At 71.8% G+C, this 20,164-nt stretch carries 22 protein-coding genes; 19 read left to right on the forward strand and 3 right to left on the reverse strand.

Features of this window, described 5'->3' with window-relative positions:
• Positions 1-69: 69 nt before the first annotated feature.
• Positions 70-402 carry a type II toxin-antitoxin system PemK/MazF family toxin gene (locus ACSBPG_RS17280; RefSeq protein ID WP_435538437.1) on the forward strand — a complete coding sequence of 111 codons (333 nt, stop codon included), beginning with the start codon at positions 70-72 and terminating at the stop codon, positions 400-402.
• Between the two features lie 24 nt (positions 403-426).
• Here the strand turns inward: ACSBPG_RS17280 and ACSBPG_RS17285 are convergent, their stop codons facing one another.
• Positions 427-573, reverse strand: coding sequence for a hypothetical protein (locus tag ACSBPG_RS17285; RefSeq protein WP_435538438.1), 147 nt, complete (start codon positions 571-573; stop codon positions 427-429).
• Positions 574-687: 114 nt separating this feature from the next.
• On the opposite strand from ACSBPG_RS17285, the gene ACSBPG_RS17290 reads away from it, so the two are divergent.
• The 3 genes from ACSBPG_RS17290 to ACSBPG_RS17300 all read left to right on the forward strand — a co-directional run bounded on the left by ACSBPG_RS17290 (position 688) and on the right by ACSBPG_RS17300 (position 3,625).
• Entirely contained in the window at positions 688-1,380 is a 693-nt protein-coding gene (locus ACSBPG_RS17290; RefSeq protein ID WP_435538439.1) for a GntR family transcriptional regulator, read from the forward strand.
• Between the two features lie 90 nt (positions 1,381-1,470).
• Positions 1,471-2,271 (forward strand): phytanoyl-CoA dioxygenase family protein, encoded by an 801-nt coding sequence (locus ACSBPG_RS17295; RefSeq protein ID WP_435538440.1) that lies wholly within the window; start codon positions 1,471-1,473, stop codon positions 2,269-2,271.
• 25 nt (positions 2,272-2,296) lie between these two features.
• The gene (locus tag ACSBPG_RS17300) at positions 2,297-3,625 is read left to right on the forward strand and encodes an NAD(P)H-dependent oxidoreductase (RefSeq protein WP_435538441.1); all 1,329 of its coding nucleotides are present in this window, start codon (positions 2,297-2,299) and stop codon (positions 3,623-3,625) included.
• A 144-nt stretch (positions 3,626-3,769) separates the two neighbouring features.
• Here ACSBPG_RS17300 and ACSBPG_RS17305 read toward each other — a convergent pair whose 3' ends face one another.
• Positions 3,770-4,738 (reverse strand): LysR family transcriptional regulator, encoded by a 969-nt coding sequence (locus ACSBPG_RS17305; RefSeq protein WP_435538442.1) that lies wholly within the window; start codon positions 4,736-4,738, stop codon positions 3,770-3,772.
• A 159-nt stretch (positions 4,739-4,897) separates the two neighbouring features.
• On the opposite strand from ACSBPG_RS17305, the gene ACSBPG_RS17310 reads away from it, so the two are divergent.
• The 15 genes from ACSBPG_RS17310 (at position 4,898) to ACSBPG_RS17380 (ending at position 19,417) form a co-directional block, all read left to right on the forward strand.
• Entirely contained in the window at positions 4,898-5,650 is a 753-nt protein-coding gene (locus ACSBPG_RS17310) for a class II aldolase/adducin family protein (protein ID WP_435538443.1), read from the forward strand.
• 50 nt (positions 5,651-5,700) lie between these two features.
• Positions 5,701-7,338 carry an ABC transporter substrate-binding protein gene (locus tag ACSBPG_RS17315; RefSeq protein WP_435538444.1) on the forward strand — a complete coding sequence of 546 codons (1,638 nt, stop codon included), beginning with the start codon at positions 5,701-5,703 and terminating at the stop codon, positions 7,336-7,338.
• 117 nt (positions 7,339-7,455) lie between these two features.
• Positions 7,456-8,433 carry an ABC transporter permease gene (locus tag ACSBPG_RS17320; RefSeq protein ID WP_435538445.1) on the forward strand — a complete coding sequence of 326 codons (978 nt, stop codon included), beginning with the start codon at positions 7,456-7,458 and terminating at the stop codon, positions 8,431-8,433.
• Position 8,434: 1 nt separating this feature from the next.
• A complete protein-coding gene (locus ACSBPG_RS17325) occupies positions 8,435-9,277 on the forward strand; it encodes an ABC transporter permease (protein ID WP_435538446.1) in 843 nt (280 codons plus the stop codon).
• 2 nt (positions 9,278-9,279) lie between these two features.
• Positions 9,280-11,007, forward strand: coding sequence for an ABC transporter ATP-binding protein (locus ACSBPG_RS17330; protein WP_435538447.1), 1,728 nt, complete (start codon positions 9,280-9,282; stop codon positions 11,005-11,007).
• Entirely contained in the window at positions 11,004-12,011 is a 1,008-nt protein-coding gene (locus ACSBPG_RS17335; RefSeq protein WP_435538448.1) for a ketopantoate reductase family protein, read from the forward strand. Before ACSBPG_RS17330 ends, ACSBPG_RS17335 begins: the two co-directional genes overlap by 4 nt.
• A gap of 14 nt (positions 12,012-12,025) precedes the next feature.
• Complete coding sequence (locus ACSBPG_RS17340) at positions 12,026-13,273, forward strand: Zn-dependent hydrolase (protein WP_435538449.1); 1,248 nt, start codon at positions 12,026-12,028, stop codon at positions 13,271-13,273.
• Between the two features lie 13 nt (positions 13,274-13,286).
• Positions 13,287-14,348 (forward strand): histone deacetylase family protein, encoded by a 1,062-nt coding sequence (locus ACSBPG_RS17345; RefSeq protein ID WP_435538450.1) that lies wholly within the window; start codon positions 13,287-13,289, stop codon positions 14,346-14,348.
• Between the two features lie 11 nt (positions 14,349-14,359).
• Entirely contained in the window at positions 14,360-14,668 is a 309-nt protein-coding gene (locus ACSBPG_RS17350; RefSeq protein ID WP_435538451.1) for a cupin domain-containing protein, read from the forward strand.
• A complete protein-coding gene (locus tag ACSBPG_RS17355; protein WP_435538452.1) occupies positions 14,665-15,624 on the forward strand; it encodes a DMT family transporter in 960 nt (319 codons plus the stop codon). Before ACSBPG_RS17350 ends, ACSBPG_RS17355 begins: the two co-directional genes overlap by 4 nt.
• Positions 15,621-17,036 carry an amidase gene (locus ACSBPG_RS17360; RefSeq protein WP_435538453.1) on the forward strand — a complete coding sequence of 472 codons (1,416 nt, stop codon included), beginning with the start codon at positions 15,621-15,623 and terminating at the stop codon, positions 17,034-17,036. The genes ACSBPG_RS17355 and ACSBPG_RS17360 overlap by 4 nt, the downstream gene beginning before the upstream one ends.
• Positions 17,037-17,104: 68 nt before the next feature.
• The gene (locus tag ACSBPG_RS17365) at positions 17,105-17,353 is read left to right on the forward strand and encodes a type II toxin-antitoxin system Phd/YefM family antitoxin (protein ID WP_435538454.1); all 249 of its coding nucleotides are present in this window, start codon (positions 17,105-17,107) and stop codon (positions 17,351-17,353) included.
• Positions 17,350-17,805: a PIN domain-containing protein gene (locus ACSBPG_RS17370; RefSeq protein WP_435538455.1), complete on the forward strand. Its 456-nt coding sequence runs from the start codon at positions 17,350-17,352 to the stop codon at positions 17,803-17,805. Before ACSBPG_RS17365 ends, ACSBPG_RS17370 begins: the two co-directional genes overlap by 4 nt.
• Positions 17,806-17,845: 40 nt before the next feature.
• A complete protein-coding gene (locus tag ACSBPG_RS17375; RefSeq protein ID WP_435538456.1) occupies positions 17,846-18,022 on the forward strand; it encodes a hypothetical protein in 177 nt (58 codons plus the stop codon).
• A gap of 84 nt (positions 18,023-18,106) precedes the next feature.
• Positions 18,107-19,417, forward strand: a complete 1,311-nt coding sequence (locus ACSBPG_RS17380; protein ID WP_435538457.1) for a M20 family metallopeptidase — start codon at positions 18,107-18,109, stop codon at positions 19,415-19,417.
• A 112-nt stretch (positions 19,418-19,529) separates the two neighbouring features.
• Here ACSBPG_RS17380 and ACSBPG_RS17385 read toward each other — a convergent pair whose 3' ends face one another.
• The gene (locus ACSBPG_RS17385) at positions 19,530-20,009 is read right to left on the reverse strand and encodes a MarR family winged helix-turn-helix transcriptional regulator (RefSeq protein WP_435538458.1); all 480 of its coding nucleotides are present in this window, start codon (positions 20,007-20,009) and stop codon (positions 19,530-19,532) included.
• Between the last annotated feature and the right edge of the window lie 155 nt (positions 20,010-20,164).

The following is a 20,164-nucleotide window of genomic DNA, read 5'->3' on the forward strand; positions in this document are numbered from 1 at the left end:
CCCTCCCCTGCGAAGCGGGGGAGGGAGGGGACCCGCGGCGGAGCCGTGGGGAGGGTGGGGGCAGGAGGTGTGTCAGCCATTCCGCTCGACGGTATCGTCGCCATCGCCTTGCAAGGGGATTTCGGGACGCCGCGGCCGGCCCTCGTCATCCAGTCCGACCGCTTCGACGCCCACGCCACCGTGACGGTGCTGCTGGTGTCCGGGACCCTCGTGGACGCACCGCTGTTCCGCCTGACCGTCGAGCCATCGCCGGAGAACGGATTGCGCACCCGGTCGCAGATCATGGTGGACAAAGCCATGACCGTGAAGCGCGAGCGGATCGGTCCGGTCATCGGGCGGCTGGAGGACGACGCCCTGGTCGCCGTCAACCGGTCGCTCCTGCTCTGGATCGGTCTGGCGTGACCGGATCGGGCGGTGACGGTTCCGTCACCCCACCCCCGAGGTCGGCAGCCGCTGCTCCACCGGCAGGTCCCGCACCTCGGCCAGCAGCGCCTCGCGGAAGACCGCCTCAGCGTGGTTGAACTTGGCCTGCGGGTCCGGATGAGGTGGACGTCGACCTGGACAGCGCCTCACCGCCCGCTCGTCCGGATTACGCCTTTTGCGCCACGGCTCCTCGCCACCGGCGGGTTGAGGCGGCCGGCAATTTGACAGAGAATTCTGAATTCTGAATTCAGACGACCGGCGACCATGAAGCCCTTGAATACGCAGCCCATCCTGATCGATCAGGTGTACGAGCGGCTGGTCGAGTCCATCACGGCCGGCGAGCTGCCGCCCGGCGTGCGCGTCCGCCAGGAGGATCTCGCGGCGAGGCTCGGCGTCTCGCGCCAGCCGGTCAGTCACGCGCTGCAGCTCCTGCGCCGCCAGGGACTGCTCGAGGAGGCCGGCAAGCGCGGGTGGATCGTCGCGCGAATCGATGTGGCGCGCATTCGGGACCTGTATCAGATCCGGACGGAACTTGACGGGCTCGCGGTGCGGCTCGCGGCGGACCGGGTGGCCCGGCGGGTGGCCGAGCCGGACCGCGTCCGCGCGCTTGAGGCCGCGATCGAGCGCGGCTCGGCCCTGAGCGCCGCCGCCTGTGCCGCCGCCTGCGCCGCCTACGTGCGGGCGGACGTGGACTTCCACACCGCGCTCTATCGCCTGTCGGGCAACGCCGCCATCGAGGAGACCGTCGCGGCGCAGTGGCTCCAGCTGCAGCGCGCCATGGCGGTCGTCCTCGCCGACGCCGGGGTCCGTCCGCGCATCTGGCAGGAGCACGCCGAGATCGCCCGGCTCGTCCTGGCCGGGGACGTGGGCGCGGCCGAGGCCGCGGCGCGCAAACACACGGACGAGGCGGCCAAGACGACGGCCAGCCGGCTCTCCACGGTTGCCGACGCCGCTTGACGCTTCCGGCCCGTCGCGCCGACGCCGTGCGGCTCCTCGTGACCCAAGGACAACCGACGAGACAACCGATAAAAACAGGAGGAAACGACCATGAAGCTCACGCCGGACCAGCTCAAGGAGTTCGAGGATCTCGGCTACCTCTTCGTCCCCGACTGCTTTTCCGCCGAAGAGGTGGACGTCCTGCGCAGCGAGGCCGAAGCCATCTACAAGACCGACCGCCAGGAGGTCTGGCGCGAAAAGAGCGGCTCGCCGCGGACGGCTTTCGCGGCGCACACCTACAACGAGGCGTTCCGCATCCTCGGAGCGCACCCGCGCCTCATCGAGCCCGTCGAGCAGTTCTTCGGCGAAAAGCTCTACATGCACCAGTACAAGGTCAACGCCAAGGCTGCGTTCGACGGCGAGGTGTGGCAGTGGCACCAGGACTACGGCACCTGGGCGCGCGACGACGGAATGCCAGAGCCGCGGGCGATGAACATCTCGGTCTTCATCGACGAGGTGATGCCGATCAACGGGCCGCTGATGCTGATCCCGCGCAGCCACAGGCACGGCACCCTGGCGGCCAGCCACGACACCCAGACCACCTCCTACCCGCTCTGGACTCTCGACCACGACACGATCGGGCGGCTCGTCGACGAGGGCGGGATCGTGGCGCCGACCGGCAAACCCGGGTCGATGCTGATGTTCCACGGCAACCTGGTGCACGGATCGGCGGGAAACATCACGCCCTACCCGCGCAAGATCGTCTATCTGACCCTGTGCGCCATCTCCAACCACATCCGCACGCCAACCCGGCCCGAGTGGATCGCCCACCGCGACTTCACACCGATCGAGGCGGTCGCGGACGACGCCCTGCTCCGCTACGCGCGCTCACGCACACCGGCGGCGGCGTAAAAAACACGATCGGGAGGGACGCAACGTGAACCTTTATCATCTGCTGCAACGGCGCGCGGACGCGGGCCGGCCGGTGCGGGTCGGCCTTGTCGGCGCCGGAAAATTCGGGTCGATGTTCCTGTCGCAGGTCCCGACGACGCCGGGCCTGGAGGTGACGGTCATCGCCGATCTGGATCCCGACCGCGCCCGCGCCGCCTGCCGACGGGTCGGCTGGGACGGCGCACGCATCGACCGCGCGCTGTTCGCCAGTTCCGGTGCCGCGGCATGCACGCATCCGGAGGTCGAGGTCGTCATCGAGGCGACCGGCGTGCCCGCGGCCGGCATCACCCACGCCCGGACGGCCATCGATGCCGGCAAGCACATCGTGATGGTGAACGTCGAGGCCGACGTCCTGGCCGGGCCGCTCCTCGCGGAGGAGGCGCGGAGCAAGGGCGTGGTGTATTCCATGGCCTACGGCGACCAGCCCGCGCTCACCGCGGAGCTGGTCGACTGGGCGCGCGCCTGCGGCTTTCAGGTGGTCGCCGCGGGCAAGGGCACCAAATACCTGCCGCTGTACCACGGCGTCACCCCGGCCGACGTGTGGGAGCACTATGGGCTGACCGCCGAGGAGGCCCGCAGCGGTGGAATGAACCCTCAGATGTTCAATTCCTTCCTGGATGGCACCAAATCCGCCATCGAGATGGCGGCCATCGCCAACGCGTGCGGCCTCCGGGTGCCGGCCGACGGGCTGTCGTTCCCGCCCTGCGGCGTCGACGATCTGCCGCACGTGCTGCGGCCGCGCACGGCGGGCGGCGTCCTGGCGGAGGAAGGGGTCGTCGAGGTCGTCTCGTCCCTCGAGCGCGACGGCCGGCCGGTCCATCGCGATCTGCGGTGGGGCGTCTATGTGGTGTTGAAGGCGCCGAACGACTACGCCAGGGAATGCTTCCGCCAGTACGGCCTCAAGACCGATGCCAGCGGTCTCTACGCCGCCATGTACAAGCCCTACCATCTGATCGGCCTCGAACTCGGGATCTCGGTCCTGTCCGCCGCCCTGCGGGGCGAGCCGACCGGGCAGACCCGGGCCTTCAAGGGGGATGTCGCCGCCGTCGCCAAGCGGGACCTGTCGCCGGGCGAGACGCTGGACGGCGAAGGCGGCTTCACCGTCTGGGGAAAGCTCATTCCCGCCGAACGCAGCCTGCGCGAAGGCTGCCTTCCCATAGGGCTCGCCCACGGGGTGAAGCTCCGCCACGCCGTCGCGAAGGGAGCCATCGTTCGCTGGACGGACGTGGAGACCATCGACGGCGATGCGTTCCGCTACCGGCGGACGATGGAGCAGCGGTTCGCCCCGTCCCTTGAGAACGCCGCGGCGGAGTGACCGGGCGGACGGCGGTTCCCGACGGTTCCGGGCGCCGATGTCACCGGACATCGGCGCCGACGCGCACCGCCCTGACGTATCGATCGTCAGGCGATGCGGTGATCGACGCCGATGGTATGCAAGTCGCCGGCACGCGCCCGCCCTTCACCCCGCCACCGTCGGCAGCCGCTCCGCCACCGGCAGGTCCCGCACCTCGGCCAGCAGCGCCTCGCGGAAGGCCGCCTCGGCGCGGTTGAACTTGGCCTGGGGGTTCCAGATGAGGTGGACGTCGACCGTCGCCACGCCCTCGTAGGGCGGCAGCTCCCACAGCGCGCCGTCGGCGACGTCGCGGGCGGCGATGTGTTCGGGCAGGGGGCCGAGGCCGAGGCCGCAGACGATCATCCGCCGCACCTCCTCCAGGTTGGCCGAGGCGCCGACGATGCGGCCGGCGAAGCCCTCCCGCGCGCGGAACACCGCCAGCGGCGACAAGGTGCCGTCGATCTGGTCGGTGGTGAAGGAGACGAAATCCTCCGTGCGCAGGTCGGCGACGTCGAGGCCGCGCACGCCGTAGAGGCGGTGGCCGCGGGCGCAGTAGAGGCGGTAGGTCTGGTGGATGAACACCTCGCTGCGCAGGCCGGGGATCGGCTCGCGCAGCAGGCACAGGCCGAGCGTGCCGATCTTCTGCTGCAGGGCGACGTGGACGTCGGTGGAGGGCATGACGTCGACCCGGAAGGTCACCTTGGGGTGGCGCTCGTGGAACGACGTCAGCACCCGGTCCAGCAGCACCGTCTGGATGCGGCTGGTCATCAGCACCCGGACGTGGCCGGAGATCTCCTCGCGGATCTCCCGGACCAGCACGCCGAAGCGGCTGATGGTGCCGTAGATGTCCACCACCTCGCGGTAGACCGCCTCGCCCGCCTCGGTGACGCGGAAGCGGCCGGGGCCGCGCTCGATCAGGGTGCGGCCGAGCTGCCCCTCCAGCCGCTTCAAGGCGAGGCTCACCGCCGGCTGGGTCAGGAACAGGCGGCCGGCGGCGGCGGTGATGCCGCCCTCCTGCACGATCACCATAAAGGTGCGCAATAGGTTCCAGTCGAGCTGGTTGCCGATCGCGTCGAGTTCGCGCGGCTGCGTCATGGTTCCCGCGGTCCTTCCCCGTCCGCCGCCCGGCCCGCCGGCCCGTCCGGCCGGCGCCCCCATAATTCCGGTTTATGGTGGAAATGAGAATTGGCAATTTGCACACGGGCCGTGGTGGGCCGCGTAATGGTGCGGCAACTCACCGCACGGGACGAATCCATGGCCTCCAAGCAGGACCGCGTGTCGCCCGAGGAATGGCAGACGCGCGTCGATCTGGCCGCCGCCTACCGGCTGTTCCACCTGCTGGGCATGACCGACCTCATCTACACCCACATGTCGGCCCGCGTGCCGGGGGAGGACGGGCGGTTCCTCATCAACCCCTACGGCCTGATGTTCCACGAGGTCACCGCCTCCAACTTGGTCAAGGTGGACCGCGAGGGCAACCTGGCCGAGCCGGGGGAGGGGGAGGCGAACCCCGCCGGCTTCACCATCCACTCCGCCCTCTACATGGCGCGCGCGGACGTCGGCTGCGCCGTCCACCTGCACACCCAGGCCGGCATGGCGGTCAGCGCCCAGGCCGACGGGCTGCTGCCGATCACCCAGCACGCCCTGCGCTGGTACGGCCGCATCGCCTACCACGACTACGAGGGGATCGCGCTGGACCACGCCGAGCGCGAGCGGCTGGCCCGCGACCTCGGCGGCCACCACTCCATGATCCTGCGCAACCACGGCCTGCTCACGGTGGGGCGCGACGTGCCCGAGGCGACGGTGCTCATGTACTACCTGGAGCAGAGCTGCCGCTCGCAGATCGCCGCGCTGTCCGGCGGCCGGTCGCTGGTCGTGCCGCCGCCGGAGGTGTGCGAGCACACGGCGCGCCAGTACGAGTCCGCCTACCCCCGCGCCGGCGTCCTGGAATGGACGCCGCTCCTGCGCTGGATCAGCGCCCAGGGCGGGGACGGCTACCAAGCGTGACCGCGCCCGAAAGAGGCGCCACAGCAACGAACAGGGAGCAGAAGACGATCATGCACCATCGACTGGCATTCCTGCGGCGCCTCTCCGTTTCGAGCACCGTCGCCGCCACGCTTCTCGCCTCCGTGGCGTCCGTCGCCGCGGTCACCCTGGCCGCCGGGCCGGCGACGGCGCAGGAGACGCCGCAGACGGGTGGCACCCTCAACGTCATCGTCCAGCCCGAACCGCCCATGCTGGTCTACGGCCTGAACCAGCAGGGGCCGACCCAGACGGTGGCCGGCAAGATCTACGAGGGGCTGCTGCGCTACGACCACGCGCTGAAGCCCATGCCGTCGCTGGCCGAGAGCTGGGAGGTCTCGCCCGACGGCCTGACCTACACCTTCACGCTGCGCAAGAACGTCACGTGGCACGACGGCACGCCCTTCACCGCCAAGGACGTGGTCTTCACCACCAAGACCTTCCTGCCGGAGACGCACCCGCGCGCCCGCGCCAACTTCAGCCACGTCGAGAGCGTCACCGCCCCCGACGACCACACCGTGGTCTACAAACTGAAGCAGCCGTTCCCCGCCTTCATCAACGCCTTCGAGGTGTCGTCGGCGCCGATGATGCCGGCCCACATCTACGAGGGCACGGACTACAAGCAGAACCCCAAGAACGCCACGCCGATCGGCACCGGCCCCTTCAAGTTCGACACGTGGGTCAAGGGCAGCCACATCCACCTGGTGAAGAACCCGGACTACTACCTGGAAGGCAAGCCCTACCTCGACGACATCTATTTCCGCGTCATCCCCGACGCCGCCAGCCGGGCGCTGGCGCTGGAGACCGGCGAGGTCGACATCAGCCAGTACAACGACGTCGAGCCGTTCGACGTGCCGCGGCTGAAGGCGCTGCCCCACCTCACCCTGACCACCAAGGGCTACGAGTTCGTCGCACCCCTGTCGTGGCTGGAGCTGAACGTGCGGGAGAAGCCGCTGAACGACAAGCGCTTCCGCCAGGCGCTGATGTACGGGCTCGACCGCCAGTTCATCCGCGACAAGATCTGGTTCGGCCTGGGGCGGGTCGCCACCGGCCCGGTGAACTCGGTCACCGCCTACTACGAGCCGGCGGTGCCGAAGTACCCCTATGATCCGGCGAAGGCCAAGGCGCTGCTCGACGAGATGGGGCTGGCCCCCAACGGCGACGGCGTGCGCGCCGAGATCGCCTTCACCCCCATGCCCTACGGCGAGACCTGGCAGCGCCTGGCCGAGTACATCAAGCAGTCCTGGGGCAAGATCGGCGTCAAGGTGAACCTGGTCAGCACCGACGTCGCCGGCTGGGTGCAGAAGGTCTCGAACTGGGATTACCAGGCCACCGCCGACTTCGTCTACCAGTACGGCGACCCGACGCTCGGCGTGGCGCGCACCTACGTGTCCTCCAACATCCGCAAGGGGGTCATGTTCTCCAACACCATGGGCTACGAGAACAAGCGGGTGGACGAGCTCTTCGCGCAGGCCGCCGTGGAGAACGACGCGGAGAAGCGCCGCGCCCTCTTCAGCGAGGTGCAGAAGATCCTGGTCGACGAGGTGCCGGTGATCTGGCTCTTGGAGATGGAGTTCCCGACCTTCGTCAACAAGCGCGTGCACAACGCGGTGACCACCTCCATCGGCACCTCCGACACCTTCGCCGAGGTGTGGGTCGACAAGAAGTCGTGATCGCTTAAGCGCGTGCGCTGGCGCGCCTCGCCCCCACCCTGACCCTCCCCCGCGTCGCAGGGGAGGGGGGCGAGGCGCACCTCCCTATCCGCCCGCAGCGAAGAGGCCCCAACCGCCATGGCCGGCATCGCATCCTTCCTGGGACGGCGGCTGATCAAGTCCGTCTTCATCCTGTTCGCCATCGTCGTCATCAACTTCCTGCTGGTGCGCGCCGCCCCCGGCGACCCGGCCATGGTGATGGCCGGCGAGGCCGGGGCGGCCGACGAGCAGTTCGTCCGGCAGCTGCGCGAGCAGTTCGGCCTGGACCGGCCGCTGCACGTCCAGCTCGGCCTCTATCTCGGCGGGGTGGCGACCGGCGACCTCGGCTACTCCTACCGCCAGCAGCGGCCGGTGTGGGACCTCATCGCCGACCGCCTGCCGCCGACCCTGGTGCTCACCGGGAGCGCCTTCGTGCTGGCGCTGGGGGCCGGCATCGCGCTGGGCACGCTCGCCGCCATGAACGCCGGGCGCTGGACCGACAGCGCCATCACCGTGCTGGCGCTGCTCAGCTACGCGACGCCGATCTACTGGGTCGGGCTGATGATGGTGCTGCTGTTCTCGGTGCAGCTCGGCTGGCTGCCCGCCTTCGGCTACGAGACGGTGGGCGGCGGCCACACCGGCTGGGCGCGCGTGCTCGACATCGGCGAGCACCTGATCCTGCCGGGCCTGACGCTCGGCCTCTTCTACATGGCGGTCTACGCCCGCCTCACCCGCGCCTCGATCCTGGAGGTGCGCGACATGGACTTCGTCAAGACCGCCCGCGCCAAGGGGCTGAGCGAGGCGCGCATCGTCGTCCGCCACGTCCTGCGCAACGCCATCCTGCCGGTCATCACCTTCGCCGGCATCCAGGCCGGCCACCTCATCGGCGGCTCGATCCTGGTGGAGACGGTGTTCGCCTGGCCGGGCATCGGCCGGCTCGCCTTCGACGCCGTGCTGCAGCGGGACTACCAGGTGCTGCTCGGCATCTTCTTCGTCACCTCGGTCCTGGTGATCGTCTTCAACATCCTCACCGACCTGCTCTACTCCGCGGTCGACCCGCGCATCGAGGTGACCTGAGATGAGCCGCGACTTCTGGAGCGCCTTCGCCCGCAACCGCGGCGCCGTGCTGGGCCTCGCCATCCTGGCGGTGGTGGTGGCCTGCGCCGTCTTCGCCGACGTGCTCTACCCGCAGAGCCCGTGGGAGATGACCACGGCCCCCTTCCAGCCGCCGCTGTCGGAGGGCGCGCTGCTCGGCTCCGACACGCTGGGGCGCGACATCGCCGCGGGGCTGGTCTACGGGGCGCGGGTGTCGCTGCTGATCGGCCTCACCTCCACCGCCGTGGCGCTGCTGATCGGCGTCACGCTGGGCGCCATCGCCGGCTTCCACGGCGGCCCGGTGGACGACGCCATCATGCGCTTCACCGAGCTGTTCCAGACCATTCCCAACTTCGTGCTGGCGGTGGTGCTGGTGGCGATCTTCACCCCCTCCATCACCAACATCATCGTCGCCATCGCCATCGTCAGCTGGCCGCCGCTGGCCCGTCTGGCGCGTGCTGAGTTCATGGCGCTGCGCGCGCGCGAGTTCGTCCAGGCGGCGATCACCACCGGGCAGGGCACCGCCACCATCATCCTGCGCCAGATCCTGCCCAACAGCCTGTCGCCGATCATCGTCTCCGCCTCGCTGATGGTGGCGACGGCGATCCTGCTGGAAAGCTCGCTCAGCTTCCTCGGCCTCGGCGACCCCAACGTCATGAGCTGGGGCTACATGATCGGCGCCGCCCGCACCGTCATCCGCCAGGCCTGGTGGATGAGCTTCATGCCCGGTGTGGCCATCCTGCTGACGGTGCTGGCGCTGAACCTGGTGGGCGAGGGGCTGAACGACGCCCTCAACCCCAGGCTGGCGCGCAAGGGGAGGGCGTGAGCATGGACTTCGGCCTGGACGGGGGCATGGACGGGGGCAAGGAGAGGGACGACGACCTCCTGCTCGACGTCCGCGGCCTGACCGTCGCCCTGCCGGCGGGGGCCGAGCGCGCCCACGCCGTCGAGGACGTCAGCCTGCAGATCCGCCGCAACGAGATCCTCTGCGTCGTCGGCGAGTCCGGCTCGGGCAAGTCGATGACGGCGCACGCCCTGATGGGCCTGCTGCCGAAACCCCACGTGCGGGTGACGGGCGGCCAGGCGCTCTACCGCGGGCGCGACGTGCTGACCATGAGCGAGGCGGAGCAGCGGGCCCTGCGCGGCGGCCGCATCGCCATGATCTTCCAGGAGCCGATGACGGCGCTCAACCCGCTGATGCGGGTCGGCGACCAGATCGAGGAGAGCCTGAAGGCCCATTCCACCCTCGACCGCGCGGCGCGGCGCGCCCGGGTGGTGGAGCTGCTGGCCGCCGTCGGCCTGCCCGAGCCCGAGCATCTGCGGCGCAGCTACCCCTTCCGCCTGTCGGGCGGGCAGCGCCAGCGGGTGATGATCGCCATGGCGCTGGCGCTGGAGCCCGACATCCTGATCGCCGACGAGCCGACGACCGCGCTCGACGTCACCACCCAGCGCCAGATCCTCGACCTCGTCGCCCAGATCCAGGCCGAGCGCGCCATGGGCGTCATGTTCATCACCCACGACTTCGGCGTGGTCGCCGACATCGCCACCACGGTGGCCGTCATGCAGCACGGGCGCTGCGTCGAGGTCGGCCCGGCCGAGCGGGTGCTGAACCGGCCGCAGCACCCCTACACCCGCACCCTCATCGCCGCCGTGCCCCACTACGTCGAGCACCGCGACGACTTTCTCAAGGAGGGCGAGGCGCTGCTGCGGGCGGAGAAGGTGCGCAAGGTCTTCCACCTCGGCGGCGGCTGGTTCCGCAAGGGGCGCACCGTGGTGGCCGGCGACGACGTCTCGCTGACCATCCATCCCGGCGAGACCGTCGGGGTGGTGGGCGAGAGCGGCTCGGGCAAGTCGACGCTCGGGCGCTGCATCGTCGGGCTGAGCAAGGCGGACGGCGGGCGCATCCTGTTCCGGGGACAGGACCTGCTGGCGCTGGACCGCAAACGGTTCCGGCCGATCCGCAAGGACATCCAGATGATCTTCCAGGACCCCTACGCATCGCTCAACCCGCGCCACAGGGTGGGCGACATCATCGCCCAGGGGCCGGTCGCCTTCGGCGAGCCCAGGGCGCAGGCGCTGGAGCGGGCGCGCGAGCTGCTGCGCCTCGTCGGCCTGCCGGAGAGCGCGGCGGAGCGCTTCCCCCACGAGTTCTCCGGCGGCCAGCGCCAGCGCATCTCCATCGCCCGGGCGCTGGCGCTGGAGCCCAAGCTGATCATCGCCGACGAGCCGGTGTCGGCGCTCGACGTCTCGGTGCAGAAGCAGGTGCTCGACCTGCTCGACGACATCCGCCACCGGCTGGGGCTCGCCATGCTGTTCATCACCCACGATCTGCGGGTGGCGGCCCAGGTCTGCGACACCATCGCCGTCATGCAGAAGGGCCGGGTGGTGGAGCTGAACACGGCGCGCGAGGTGTTCCGGAATCCGCAGCACCCCTACACCCGGGCGCTGTTCGACGCCATCCCCGGCAAGGGCTGGCAGGTGCCGGACGATCTGCGCGAGCGGCCCGGCGGCGGTGGGACCGCCGAGGACGGCATGGGGCGGGGGGCGGTGGCATGACGAACGCCCCGCCCAGGGTCGCCATCATCGGCGCCGGCGCCATCGGCTGCCTGCTCGCCGCGCGCCTCTCCAGCACGCCGGCCGCGGTGACCCTGATCGCCCGACCCCGCGCCGCCGAGGCCATCGCCCGCGACGGCATCACCATGGTGACGCCGACCGGCCGGGTCGCCCGCGTTCCCGTGCGGGTCACCGACGACGCCCTGTCGGCGGGGCCGCAGGACATGGTGTTCCTCTGCGTCAAGGCGCACGCCCTGGCCGGCGTGCTCGACCAGCTCTCCAGCCTGCTGGGGCCGCGCACCGCCGTGGTGCCGATGATCAATGGCGTCCCCTGGTGGTACCCGCTGGGCCAGCCGGAGCCGCTGGGCTCCCACCGCCTCGCCACGGTCGATCCCGACGGCACGCTGTGGCGCGCCGTGCCGACCGAGCACCTGGTGGGCGCCGTCGTCTGGGTGTCGGTGGAGGGCGAGGGACCCGGCCGCATCCGCCACGTCGACGCCCAGCGCTTCGTCTTCGGCGACCCGCTGGGCCGCCGCACCGCGGCGGTGGAGGGGGTGGTGGAGCTGTTCGGCCTGGCCGGCTTCCAGGCCCGCGGCAGCCTCGACATCCGCGCCGACCTCTGGACCAAGCTGTGGGGCAACCTCGCCTTCAACCCGACCAGCGCGCTGACCGGCGCCGGCCTGGCGGCGCTGTGCCGCCACCCCGGCACCCGCGCCGTGGCGCGGGCGATGATGGAGGAGGCGCAGGCCGTGGCCGAGCGGCTGGGCGTGCGCTTCACCACGACGGTCGAGGCCCGCATCGCCTCGGCCGAGGCGGTCGGCGACTACCGCACCAGCATGCTGCAGGACATGGACGCCGGGCGGCGGCTGGAGCTCGACGCCATCGTCCGCGCGGTGGCGGAGCTGGGGGCGCTGATCGGCGTGCCGACGCCGACGGTCGACACGGTGGCCGCCCTGGTCGACCTCAAGGCGGAGCTGCGCGGCACCGCCACCGGGGCGGCGGCATGACGGAGGGAACGGACATGGCATCCGAAGAGGCGGTGAACGGAGCCCGCCTGTGGTCCAGGCTGATGGACATGGCGGCCGTCGGCGCCACCGCGAAGGGCGGCAACCGGCGCCTGGCGCTGACCGATCTCGACCGCGACGGGCGTGCGCTCTTCCTGTCCTGGGCACAGGCCGCGGGCTGCACGGCGGTGACCGATTCCATCGGCAACCTGTTCGTCCGCCGGCCCGGGCGGCGCGACGACCGGCCGCCGGTGGTGATGGGCAGCCATCTCGACACCCAGCCGACCGGCGGGCGCTTCGACGGCGTGCTCGGCGTGCTGGCCGGGCTGGAGGTGGTGGAGAGCCTGAACGACCGCGGCCTCGCCACCGAGCACCCCATCGAGGTGGCGGTGTGGATGAACGAGGAGGGCGCGCGCTTCTCGCCGCCCATGATGGGCTCGGGCGTGTGGGCCGGCGTGTTCGGCGAGGAGGAGATCCTCGCCAAGCCGGCCCAGGACGGGGCGCGGCTGGGCGACGAGCTGGCGCGCCTGGGCTGGCGGGGCGCCGCCCCCGCCGATCACCGCCGCCACCCCTTCGCCGCCTATTTCGAGCTGCACATCGAACAGGGCCCGGTCCTGGAGCACGAGGGGATGGAGATCGGCGTCCTCACCGGCGCCCAGGGCCAGCGCTGGTACGAGGTGACGGTGACCGGCCGCGAGGCCCACGCCGGGCCGACGCCGATGCGCCTGCGCAAGGACGCGCTGGTGGGGGCGGCGCGCATCGTCGAGCTGGTCCACCGCATCGGCCTGGAGGGCGGCGAGGAGGCCTGCGCCACCGTCGGCATCCTCGACGTGCTGCCCCATTCGCGCAACGTCATCCCCGGCCGGGCCTTCCTCACCGTCGACCTGCGCCACCCCGACCCCGCCACGCTGGCCGGCTTCGACGCCCGTTTCCGCGAAGGGGCGGCCGCGGTGGGCCGCGACCTGGGGCTGGCGGTCGAGGTGGCCGACTTCTGGGCCTTCCCCTCGACCCCCTTCGACCCCGTGCTGGTGGGCCGGGTGCGCGACGCGGCGGTGCGCCGCGGCGTGCGCTGGCGCGACATCGTCTCGGGCGCCGGCCACGACGCCGTCTACGTCGCCGGCGTCTGCCCCACCGCCATGATCTTCATCCCCTGCGAGAACGGCATCAGCCACAACGAGGCGGAGAACGTCCGCCCCGAGCACGCGGCGCAGGGCTGCGCCATCCTCTACGACGCCGTCGCCGCCACCGCCGGCGTCGCGGCGTGACCCCGGAGGTCCCATGCTCTGTTTCCATCACCCCGACACCGAGCGGCACCGGCCGCCCCAATACCTGGTCCGCGGCCAGGTACGCCCGGTGCCCGAGAAGCCGGAGCGGGTGACCGCCCTGCTGGACGCGCTGGCCCGCCGCGGCGACCGGCTGGAGGTGGCGCCCGCCGCCGGCCCGGCCCCCCTGGCGGCCGTCCATTCCCCGGAGTACCTGGCCTTCCTGGAGACCGCCCACGCCCGCTGGACGGCCCTGCCGGACTCCTCCTCGGCGGTGATTCCCAACGTCCACCGCGGGCCCGACATGCGCTCCTACCCCGCGAGCGTGGTCGGCCAGGCCGGCTACCACATGAGCGACACCGCCTGCCCGATCGCCGAGGGCACCTGGGCGGCCACCGTCGCGGCCGCCGACTGCGCCGTCGCCGCCACGCGGGCCGTCGTCTCCGGCGAGGCTGGGGCGGCCTACGCTTTGTGCCGGCCGCCCGGGCACCACGCCGCCCGCGACATGGCCGGCGGCTTCTGCTACCTGAACCACGCCGCCATCGCCGCGCAGGAGGCGGCCCGGCTGCTGGCGGTCCAGGGGCGCCCGCCGCGGGTCGCGGTGTACGACGTCGACGTCCATCACGGCAACGGCACCCAGGCCATCTTCTGGGAGCGCGACGACGTCTTCTTCGCCTCGGTGCACGCCGACCCCGACGCCTTCTATCCCTTCATGGCCGGCCACGCCCACGAGCGCGGCGCCGGCCGCGGCGAGGGCTACACCCTGAACCTGCCGCTGCCGCTGGGCACCGACGAGGCGGCGTTCCTGACGGCGGTGGACCGGGGTGCCGAGGCGGTGGCGCGCTTCGCGCCGTCGCTGCTGGTCCTGTCCTTGGGCTTCGACACCTTCAAGGACGACCCGCTGGCCGCCTTCGGCGTGACCACCGACGGCTTCGAACGGCTCGGCCGCCGCATCGCGGCGCTGGGCCTGCCGACGGTGCTGGTGCAGGAGGGCGGCTACGCCGTCGACCACCTGACGGTCAACCTCACGCGCTTCCTCGACGGGTTCGAGGCGGCGCACACCCTCGCCACCGTCTGACGGAGTCCGCCATGACCGAACGCCCCCAGGCCACCGCGCAGCGGCACGTGGAGAACGGCCGCACCGCCGTCACCGAATGGCGCCTCGTCCCCGGTGCCGAGACCGGGGCGCACGTCCACGGGCACGACTACGTCATCGTCCCGGTCACCCCCGGGCGCATGCGCCTGGAACTGCCCGACGGCAGTGTCGCGCATGCCGAGCTGGCGCCGGGGCGCAGCTATTTCCGCGCTGCAGGCGTGTCCCACAACGTCATCAACGACGGCGACGCCGATCTGGTGTTCGTCGAGATCGAGTTCCTGGAGCCGGCGCCCGCGCCATGACCGGCGAGGCCGCGGCGCCCTCCGCGGCGGTGCCGCGCGACACCCTGGTCAAGCTGGCGCTGGTGCTGGCCATCGGCCTGTCCTGGGGCGGCAACTGGCCGGCCGTGAAGACGGTGCTGGCCGACGTGCCGCCGCTCACCCTGCGCGCACTCGGCTTCACCACCGGGGCGGCGGTGCTGCTGGGCTTCGCCGCGGCCAAGGGGATGCGGCTGCGGGTGCCGGCCCGGGAGGTGCCGTGGCTGGCCGCCACGGGGGTGCTCAACATCCTGGTCTTCAACCTCTGCACCGTCTTCGCCCAGCTCCTGATGCCGACCTCGCGCGCCGCCATCATCGCCTTCACCATGCCGCTGTGGGCGACCCTGCTGGCGGTGCCGCTGCTCGGCGAGCGGCCGGGCCGCCGGCAGGCCGCCGGCCTGGCGCTCGGCTTCGCCGGTCTGCTGGTGCTGCTGGGACCCGAGGCGGTGCGCGGGCAGGGGGACGGCTGGGCCGGGCCGCTCCTGGTGCTCACGGCGGCGGTGTCCTGGGCGCTCGGCACCGTGCTCCTGAAGCGGCGCGGCGCCTGGATCACGCCGGTCATGGTGGTGACGGGCTGGCAGTACGCGCTGATCGCCCTGCCGACGGTGGTCCTGGCGGCGCTGCTGGAGCGCCCGCCGGCGCCGTCCTCCTGGCACGGGGCGACCTGGATCGCCCTCGCCTTCCACCTCGCCTTCGCCGTCTGCCTCGCCCAGATGCTGTACCTGGTGGTGGTGCGGCGCCTGACCGTGGGGCAGGCCGCCACCACCACCCTGATCATCCCGGTGATCGGGGTGGGCGGCTCCATCCTCGTCCTCGGCGACCCGCTGACGGTGCGGGTGGTGCTGGCCCTGGCCCTCGTGGTGTCCGCGGTGGCGTCGGTGATGATGCCGGCCCCGGCCGCCGCCCCGGCCACCGCCCCGATCGGAAGGAAACACCGATGACGCGACGCGACACCGACCTCGGCACGATGACCGCCGGGCAGCTCCTCGACCTCTACCGCCGCGGCGCCGCCTCGCCGGTCGAGGCGACCGCGGCCGCGCTGGCGCGCATCGCCCGCTTCAACCCGGCGGTCAACGCCTACTGCCACGTTGACGAGGAGGGCGCGCTGGCGGCCGCACGGGACTCGGAGGCGCGCTGGCGGGCCGGCACGCCGTGCGGCCCGCTCGACGGCGTGCCGGCCTCGGTCAAGGACCTGACGCCGGTGCGCGGCATGCCGGTGCGCCGCGGCTCGCGCACCGCCGACGACGCCCCGGCCGCGGCGGACGCGCCGTTCGCCGCCCACATGCGCGCCGCCGGCGCGGTGCTGCTGGGCAAGACGACGACGCCGGAGTTCGGCTGGAAGGGGGTGACCGACAGCCCGCTCACCGGCATCACCCGCAACCCCTGGGACCCGGCCCTCACCCCCGGCGGCTCCAGCGGCGGCGCCGGGGCGGCGGCTGCGCTCAACATGGGGGTGCTGCACCAGGGCTCCGACGCCGGCGGCTCGATCCGCATCCCCTGCGCCTTCACCGGCACCGCCGGGATCAAGCCGACCTTCGGCTACGTCCCGCAATGGCCGGCCAGCGCCATGGGCACCCTGTCCCACCTCGGCCCGATGGCGCGCACGGTCGGCGACGTCGCCCGCCTGCTGGCGGCGGTCGGCCGGCCCGACGACCGCGACTGGCTGGCCGGTGCGCCCTTCGAGCGGGATTGGGAGGGCGAGGCGGAGCGCGGCGTCCGGGGCCTGCGCGTCGCCTACAGCCGCACGCTGGGCTACGCCGCGGTGCGCCCCGACGTGGCGCGGGCGGTCGACGCGGCGGTCGCGCGGCTGGGCGATCTCGGCGCGGTGGTGGAGGAGGCGGACCCCGGCTTCGCCGATCCGCTGCCCGCCTTCGACGTCCTCTGGCAGTCCGGCGCCGCCAAGATCCTCGCCAATTTGCCGGCCGAGCGGCGCGCGCTCGTCGACCCCGGGCTGCGGGCGGTCGCCGAGGCGGGGGCGCGGCACACGGCGGTCGACTACCTCCGCGCGGTCGACGAGCGCGGCGCGCTGGCCGAGCGGATGGCCGCGTTCCACCGCCGCTGGGACGTCCTGGTGACCCCGACCATGCCGATCACCGCCTTCGCCGCCGGGCAGGAGGTGCCGCCGGGATCGGGCCTCGCCCACTGGACGCAATGGACGCCCTTCACCTACCCCTTCAACATGACCCAGCAGCCGGCGGCGTCGGTCCCCTGCGGCGCCGGCGACGACGGCATGCCGGTGGGCCTCCACATCGTCGCCGCTCGCTTCGCCGACGCCACCGTCCTGCGGGTCGCCCGTGCCGTCGAGGCGGCGCTGCCGCCGGCCTTCCCCGAGACGGTGGCGGGGGCGGGGTAAGCGGACTTGCCAAACTGCCGGGTCGGAACCAGAGTAGGTAGATCGCACTACCAACCCACGGTGTCGCGATGCCAGACGGACATATCAGCGCCACTGAGGCAAACCGGAACTTCTCGAAGGTCCTGCGTGACGTCGAGGGCGGTGCCCGCGTGACGATTACGAAGGACGGCCGGCCGGTCGCCGTGTTGCTCCCCGCGGCAGCTTCGGACTCCGGGCGGCGCGAAGGTGCGCGCCGGCGTATGATGGCGTTGCTGGAGGAGGGATTGCCCCTCGGATTTACCGGGGGCGTCGACCGTGACGCCTTGCATGAGCGATGAGTCTCGCCGGTCTCGACACCAACGTCCTGCTGTATGCGGCGGACAACCGGGGCGATGCCGACAAGCACCGCACGGCCGTCGCGTTGCTCGATCGGCTCAGCGCGGCTGGACGGGGTCTGGTGGTCTTGCAGGCGTTGACGGAGTTCTACGCCGTCGCCACGCGGACAAAGGGTATTCCACCCGATCAGGCGAGCCGCTACGTCGAGGTCTGGAGCGATGCCTTTCCCGTGCGAGAGGCGGTTCTTGCCGACGTGGCGGATGCGATGCGGGTGCATCGCGCGCATGGCATTCCCTTCTGGGACGGCATGATGTGGGCTGTGGCGCGCCGCGCCGGCGCCCGCTACCTGCTGAGCGAGGACCTTCAGGACGGCCGCGACCTGGAGGGGGTGCGGTTCGTCAATCCGTTTCGGCCGGAAAACCGGCTGCTGCTCGACGACGCATTGAATCCCTGACCGCTGTCCGGTCCGACGTAGAGGCGATGCGAGGTCCTCCATGAGCAAGCTCACCCTGCATTCCGGCGAGCACGTCGCCAAGGCCGCCCAACGCTTCGTCGACGCCTGGGAGCGTGTGGAACGAGGCGAGGCCGTCGAGCCGGAAACACATGTCACCGTCGAACGTTGGGCCGGACTGGCCGCCGTGTCGACGCCAAAGCGGGTCGAACCTGATTGAGCGGACAGCCGACGGGGTGCGCGCCGACTATGACGAGATCAGGACCGCCATCGCGCTGTAACGTTGGTCCATAAGGAGCAAACCATGGACGGACACCCCACCGCCGCGGCTTTGGCCGACGACGGCCTGCGGCAGGCGATCCTCGACGCGGTCGACGGGCAGCACGACGGCACGGTGGAGCTTCTGGCGGCGCTGGTGCGCGAGCCCTCGACGCTCGGCCGGGAGCAGGGGGCGCAGGCGCTGATGGCGGCGGCCTGCGGCGACCTCGGCATGGCGGTGGACCGCTTCGCCATCGACGAGGAGGCCATCCGCACCCTGCCGGGCTATTCGCCCTCGCTCGTCTCCTACGACGGCCGGGAGAACGTGGTGGGCGTCCACCGGCCGGCCGATGCCGCCGGGCGGTCGCTCATCCTCAACGGCCACATCGACGTGGTGCCGGAAGGGCCGCACGATCTGTGGACCCGGCCGCCCTACGAGCCCTGGATCGCCGACGGCCGGCTCTACGGCCGCGGCGCCGGCGACATGAAGGCGGGCCTCGCCGCCTGCGTCGGCGCGCTCGCCGCCCTGCGCGCGCTGGGGTTCGCACCGGCGGCGCCGGTGTTCCTGCAGTCCGTGGTGGAGGAGGAGTGCACCGGCAACGGCGCGCTCGCCTGCCTCCACCGCGGCTACCGGGCCGACGCCGCCATCATCCCCGAACCCTTCGACCACACCCTGCTGACGGCCCAGCTCGGCGTGCTGTGGGCGCGCCTGACGGTCACCGGCACGCCGGCGCACGTGCTGGACACCGCCGCCGGCTGCAACGCCATCGACGCCGCCGTCGCCGTGATGGAGCGGCTGCGCCGCCTCGAGGCGGAGTGGAACGGGGCGGACCACCGCCACCCCGCCTACGCCGGGCACCGCCATCCCGTGAACTTCAACCTGGGGCGCATCGAGGGCGGGGAGTGGACCTCCTCGGTGCCGACCCGCTGCACCATCGACGTGCGCGTCGGCTTCTATCCCGGCATGAGCGTCGCCGCCGTGCAGGAGGCGGTCCTCGACGCCGTCGGCGACGCCGGGGACGCGTTCGGCGGGGCGCAGGTGGGGGTGGAATGGCGCGGCTTCCAGGCCGAGGGCTGCGTCGTCGACCGCGGCCACCCGATGATGGGCATGCTGGCCGACTGCCACCGCGCGGTGCGCGGCACCGAGGTGGTGGAGCTGGCCGCCACCTGCACCACCGACGCCCGCTTCTTCAACCTCTACGGCGACACCCCGGCCACCTGCTACGGGCCGGAGGCCGAGCGCATCCACGGCATCGACGAGTCGGTGTCGCTCGACAGCGTGCGCGACGTGACCCGCGTGCTCGCCCTCTTCGTCGCCGGCTGGTGCGGGCTGGAGCGGCGTCCGCCGGGACGGTGAGCGGACCCGCCGGCCCCCCACCCCGACCCTCCCCCGCTTTGCCGGGGCGGGAGCTTGGTTTGCCCTCCCCGGCGATGCCGCGGGGAGGGTGGGGGCGAGGTCGGCGTTTCGCTCAGGCCAGGCGCCGCAGCAGCGCCAGCAGCGTCGCCTGCTCGGCCGGGGCGAGGGGCGCCAGGGTCTCGCGGGTGATCGCCCGGGCGTTGTCGAGGCAGCCGCGGACCACCCGCTCGCCCTCCGCCGTCAGCGCCAGCAGCAGCCGGCGGCCGTGGCTCGGGTCCGGCGAGCGGTCGACGTAGTTGCGCTCCAGGAGGCGCCGGATCACGCCCTGCATGGTGGCGGCGTCCATCGCCGCCAGACGGCCGAGATAGTTCTGCGAGAGCGGCCCGACCTCGAGGATCTTCACCATCGCCGCGAACTGGGTCGGCGTGAGCCCCGCCGCGCCGATCCGCTCCTGGAAGATCGCCGCGTGCCGCTGGTGGACGCGCCGCAGGATGTGCCCGATCTGCTCCTCCAGCACGTACCCGTCCACACCGGCGGCGGTCGACTCGGGTTCGGCGGGCGCTTCCGCGGCCCTCTTTCTTGCGTTCGTCATTGTGTTCTTTCCAAACCCAATTCTGATCTGCCATGATTTTGGGCCGTTACGGACCACGACATAGGCATTGCTTGTCTATTTTATAGGCTGTTCATCGACCGGTCCAGGCTTATCCTTGATCTGCGTTTGCCCCGGATGATCCCGCTTGACAGCCC

It is taken from the genome of Azospirillum sp. ST 5-10 (assembly GCF_051225715.1).
Classification (GTDB): Bacteria; Pseudomonadota; Alphaproteobacteria; order Azospirillales; family Azospirillaceae; genus Azospirillum.

Coding starts and splice junctions, on each gene's coding strand:
- ACSBPG_RS17290 (WP_435538439.1), top strand. CDS start 688: ATGAAGCCCTTGAATACGCAGCCCATCCTGATCGATCAGGTGTACGAG.
- ACSBPG_RS17295 (WP_435538440.1), top strand. CDS start 1,471: ATGAAGCTCACGCCGGACCAGCTCAAGGAGTTCGAGGATCTCGGCTAC.
- ACSBPG_RS17305 (WP_435538442.1), bottom strand. CDS start 4,738: ATGACGCAGCCGCGCGAACTCGACGCGATCGGCAACCAGCTCGACTGG.
- ACSBPG_RS17310 (WP_435538443.1), top strand. CDS start 4,898: ATGGCCTCCAAGCAGGACCGCGTGTCGCCCGAGGAATGGCAGACGCGC.
- ACSBPG_RS17315 (WP_435538444.1), top strand. CDS start 5,701: ATGCACCATCGACTGGCATTCCTGCGGCGCCTCTCCGTTTCGAGCACC.
- ACSBPG_RS17320 (WP_435538445.1), top strand. CDS start 7,456: ATGGCCGGCATCGCATCCTTCCTGGGACGGCGGCTGATCAAGTCCGTC.
- ACSBPG_RS17325 (WP_435538446.1), top strand. CDS start 8,435: ATGAGCCGCGACTTCTGGAGCGCCTTCGCCCGCAACCGCGGCGCCGTG.
- ACSBPG_RS17330 (WP_435538447.1), top strand. CDS start 9,280: ATGGACTTCGGCCTGGACGGGGGCATGGACGGGGGCAAGGAGAGGGAC.
- ACSBPG_RS17335 (WP_435538448.1), top strand. CDS start 11,004: ATGACGAACGCCCCGCCCAGGGTCGCCATCATCGGCGCCGGCGCCATC.
- ACSBPG_RS17340 (WP_435538449.1), top strand. CDS start 12,026: ATGGCATCCGAAGAGGCGGTGAACGGAGCCCGCCTGTGGTCCAGGCTG.
- ACSBPG_RS17345 (WP_435538450.1), top strand. CDS start 13,287: ATGCTCTGTTTCCATCACCCCGACACCGAGCGGCACCGGCCGCCCCAA.
- ACSBPG_RS17350 (WP_435538451.1), top strand. CDS start 14,360: ATGACCGAACGCCCCCAGGCCACCGCGCAGCGGCACGTGGAGAACGGC.
- ACSBPG_RS17355 (WP_435538452.1), top strand. CDS start 14,665: ATGACCGGCGAGGCCGCGGCGCCCTCCGCGGCGGTGCCGCGCGACACC.
- ACSBPG_RS17360 (WP_435538453.1), top strand. CDS start 15,621: ATGACGCGACGCGACACCGACCTCGGCACGATGACCGCCGGGCAGCTC.
- ACSBPG_RS17365 (WP_435538454.1), top strand. CDS start 17,105: ATGCCAGACGGACATATCAGCGCCACTGAGGCAAACCGGAACTTCTCG.
- ACSBPG_RS17370 (WP_435538455.1), top strand. CDS start 17,350: ATGAGTCTCGCCGGTCTCGACACCAACGTCCTGCTGTATGCGGCGGAC.
- ACSBPG_RS17375 (WP_435538456.1), top strand. CDS start 17,846: ATGAGCAAGCTCACCCTGCATTCCGGCGAGCACGTCGCCAAGGCCGCC.
- ACSBPG_RS17380 (WP_435538457.1), top strand. CDS start 18,107: ATGGACGGACACCCCACCGCCGCGGCTTTGGCCGACGACGGCCTGCGG.
- ACSBPG_RS17385 (WP_435538458.1), bottom strand. CDS start 20,009: ATGACGAACGCAAGAAAGAGGGCCGCGGAAGCGCCCGCCGAACCCGAG.